This is a genomic window from Candidatus Neomarinimicrobiota bacterium, from assembly GCA_034716895.1.
GTDB lineage: Bacteria > Fidelibacterota > UBA8477 > UBA8477 > JABMPR01 > JABMPR01.
This window is the reverse complement of the sequence record JAYEKW010000107.1, coordinates 1-3,284: the sequence shown is the minus strand read 5'-3', so window position 1 is coordinate 3,284 and position 3,284 is coordinate 1. Positions and strand designations below refer to the sequence as shown.

The following is a 3,284-nucleotide window of genomic DNA, read 5'->3' as shown; positions in this document are numbered from 1 at the left end:
TTGACGGCCTCGCAAAAAGTACCTCTCGCCCGCCTGCGTATAACTTCGTGCGGGCAGGCAGAGCGCGCAGAGCGTTGTATTGAGTTCATCGAAATGACGCAAAGTGTTGATTATCATAAACATACGCTATATTTCCGTAACCTGTTAAGAATATTGTAGTTAAGCGGTCACTGAGCCCAGTCGAAGTGTCGATATTCATGTTTTTTTAAATACTTTTTGCGGTTTCGTCAATCTTAAGTGCTACTAATAATAGCAATCAACAAACTCGGAGGAAATTTTGAAACGGTCCGTATTTTCTATTGTGTGCCAATTAAACCCTAAAGCAGTTGTTTACTTCTTTATCGTTTTTAGTATTGCGTTCATTTTTCAAGCTTGTTCGGCAACCCAAAACCCAACCTCAGAGCATATCATCATGAATATCATTCCAAAACCACATTCAATTGTACTCACGGATGGAGCCTATGTTTTTAAAGAACGGAGTACACTATCAATTACAGGATCTGTCAGTAACCGATTGTTTATTGAAGAATACCTCGGGACACTGATTCCAGGTCTCAACCTGATTGATGATGAGTCTGCTGATATCAAGATCAAGCTGCACGCATCAGCAGGGATTCCTCCAGAAGGATACGTAATGAAAATAACCAGAAGTGGTATACTGATCACTGCTGGTGATACGCCTGGTGTATTCTATGGGATTCAATCATTACGACAATTGTTGCCAGTATTTGTTGAGAATCAGGAAAAATCGCTTGTGGGACACCGTATTCAGACAGCCGTGATCCAGGATTACCCCAGGTTTGGCTGGCGGGGAATGCACCTGGATGTTTCTCGGCACTTCTTCCCTGTTGAATTCATCAAACGTTACATTGATATGATCGCTCTCCATAAAATGAATGTTTTTCACTGGCATCTTACTGATGATAATGGCTGGCGTTTAGAGATAAAACAGTATCCCAAGCTCACTGAGATTTGCGCCTGGCGAGTTGATCGGGAACACCAGGACTGGCGGAAGTGGTCTCCTGTGGAAGCCGGGGAGAAAAGCACTTATGGGGGTTTCTACACCCAGGAAGAAGTCAGGGATGTTATCGCTTATGCCGCAGAAAGACAGATCGCGGTGATCCCTGAGATCGAAATGCCGGGTCATTCCTCTGAAATCTTTGCCGCCTATCCTGAACTTTCCTGTAAGGGTGAGCTGCTACCCGTTCGTCCTGGGAGTTACTGGCCTAATGAGGATATTCTGTGTGCTGGAAATGACTCAGTTTTCATTTTCCTAGAGCGTGTGATCGATGAGGTCGCGGAGCTGTTTCCAGCTGAATATATCCACATAGGAGGAGATGAGGCTGCTAAAACCCATTGGAAAACCTGTCCCAAATGCCAAGCGCGAATTAAAGCTGAAGCCTTGGCAGATGAGCACGAACTCCAAAGTTGGTTTATCCGAAAGATGGAAAAATATATCCATTCCAAAGGAAAGCGGATCATCGGGTGGGATGAGATCCTGGAAGGTGGTCTGGCTCCGGATGCAACCGTCATGTCCTGGCGGGGAGAAGCAGGCGGAATCGCTGCCGCCAAAGCTGGTCACCAAGTGATCATGACCCCTTCATCCCACGTTTACTTCGATCATTATCAGGGTGATCCGGAAACTGAACCACAGGCAATTGGTGGTTATACCCCTCTTAAAGAAGTCTATGCCTATGAGCCCATCCCCATGGAACTGGAACAGATCGAACATCAATATGTGTTGGGTGCCCAGGCAAACCTTTGGACCGAGTTCGTTAAAACAACCAAGCATGCTGAATATATGGTGCTACCCCGGATGACAGCGCTATCAGAAGTGTTGTGGTCAGCACCTGAACAGCGGAATTGGTCTGATTTTATGGAGCGCTTGACGTACTTGGAGGTCAGATTTGACGCTTTAAACTGGAATTACCGGAGCAATAGCCTGCCGGTGGAATAGCGCATAATAAGTGTTGCAGAAAACTTTCTGGACGGGATCCTATCTCTATTTCACCTGTTTAAAATAGAAGATCTCCCGGTGAGGTTGGGGCAGATTGTCCAGCCAACCGCTTTCCCTAAATCCCAGTTTTAAATGCATGGCTTTGGAGGGGGCATTATCGTCCTCAGTTGAACTGAAAAACTTACCAGTGGGACAGTGATTGGTTTGGATCTGATTAATCAGTTCTGATGCCAGACCCTGTCTGCGGACAGATGCATCTGTAACGACCAGTTTTAGAAAAGTGCAGTTGAACCAATCGGGTTCAAAGGTAGCATAGCCAACAATATGGTGGTCCTGTTCTAAAACCAGCATGCCGTTTTTTGGAATCATTTCTGTAAAGTGCTTCTGGCGCTTTTCCCGGTTGAAAATGTTGAAATTAGGGGCATCAATAGCCACGCAGATATCTAGATCAGTCATGGTTGCCAGGCGAATGAGTATGTTATTGCTCATACGATTATCCAGTGCCAGTTTAATAGTCCAGATATCATAATTAAAATTAAAGGGTGTATTCTCCAACTCCCTTGATCTTCAGGATCTGATCCGATACATCGATCTTAGGAAAGACCAGCTCCAGTTCCGCTTCTGGCAGATCCGGTCCCAGCTCAAAGCTAAAGTTCTCAGCAGGAGCCAGTATCTGTCCGCTGGGGAGACCAATAACCTGGTAGTGCTCGAGACCAAGTCGAAAGTTATCCAAGGTGAACCGTCTGTTCTCAGCTAATTGAGATCCATCCAATAGGATCTTTACGCTAAGAAATGATTCATCCGGCTTATTTAGAAAGCGCGCCTTGTTCTTGACGCTCAGGATCTGAATTCGGATATCCTTGCTGAGCCAATCCTCACCACTTAGAGCTGCATGGCGATCTAAATGAGTGTTCACCCAACTAAGCTGGCGTTGAAAAACATCCAGGCGATGATTGGGTTCACCCATTCCGTGACCCTCTCTTGGATAAAGGAAAAAGCGGTGGGGAACATCCAGCGTTTTTAAAGCTCGAGCCAATTCCCTGGAATTAGAGGTAAAGGTATTCTCATCATCCGCTCCATGCAGGATCAGAGTGGGGGTTTTAGCCTTTTCGATAAAATAGGAGGGGGACATTCTCCGGTATACGCCGGGATCATTCCAATAGGGTTTTCCCAGGTAGTCAAGTTCCCACTGTGCATAATTGGAGTTGGAGAAATCACTTTTCAGGTCAAAGATCCCATAACGGCTTGCGGCCACTTCAAACAGGTTTGTTTGAGTGATCACCCAATTTGTCATGTAGCCGCCGTAGGAACCGCCCATGATCACCAG

At 46.0% G+C, this 3,284-nt stretch carries 3 protein-coding genes; 1 reads left to right on the top strand and 2 read right to left on the bottom strand.

What is annotated here, in order from left to right; all coding sequences use genetic code 11:
• The first annotated feature begins 412 nt into the window (after positions 1 to 412).
• Complete coding sequence (locus U9Q77_06595) at positions 413 to 1,957, top strand: beta-N-acetylhexosaminidase (protein MEA3287027.1); 1,545 nt, start codon at positions 413 to 415, stop codon at positions 1,955 to 1,957.
• Positions 1,958 to 2,002: 45 nt separating this feature from the next.
• Here the strand turns inward: U9Q77_06595 and U9Q77_06590 are convergent, their stop codons facing one another.
• Complete coding sequence (locus tag U9Q77_06590) at positions 2,003 to 2,446, bottom strand: GNAT family N-acetyltransferase (GenBank protein MEA3287026.1); 444 nt, start codon at positions 2,444 to 2,446, stop codon at positions 2,003 to 2,005.
• Positions 2,447 to 2,492: 46 nt separating this feature from the next.
• Positions 2,493 to 3,284, bottom strand: a 792-nt coding sequence (locus U9Q77_06585) for a prolyl oligopeptidase family serine peptidase (protein ID MEA3287025.1), incomplete at its 5' end; no start/stop codon positions are given.

Excerpts from the sequence above, each read along its gene's own strand:
- U9Q77_06595 (MEA3287027.1), top strand. The coding sequence starts at position 413 with ATGAATATCATTCCAAAACCACATTCAATTGTACTCACGGATGGAGCC.
- U9Q77_06590 (MEA3287026.1), bottom strand. The coding sequence starts at position 2,446 with ATGAGCAATAACATACTCATTCGCCTGGCAACCATGACTGATCTAGAT.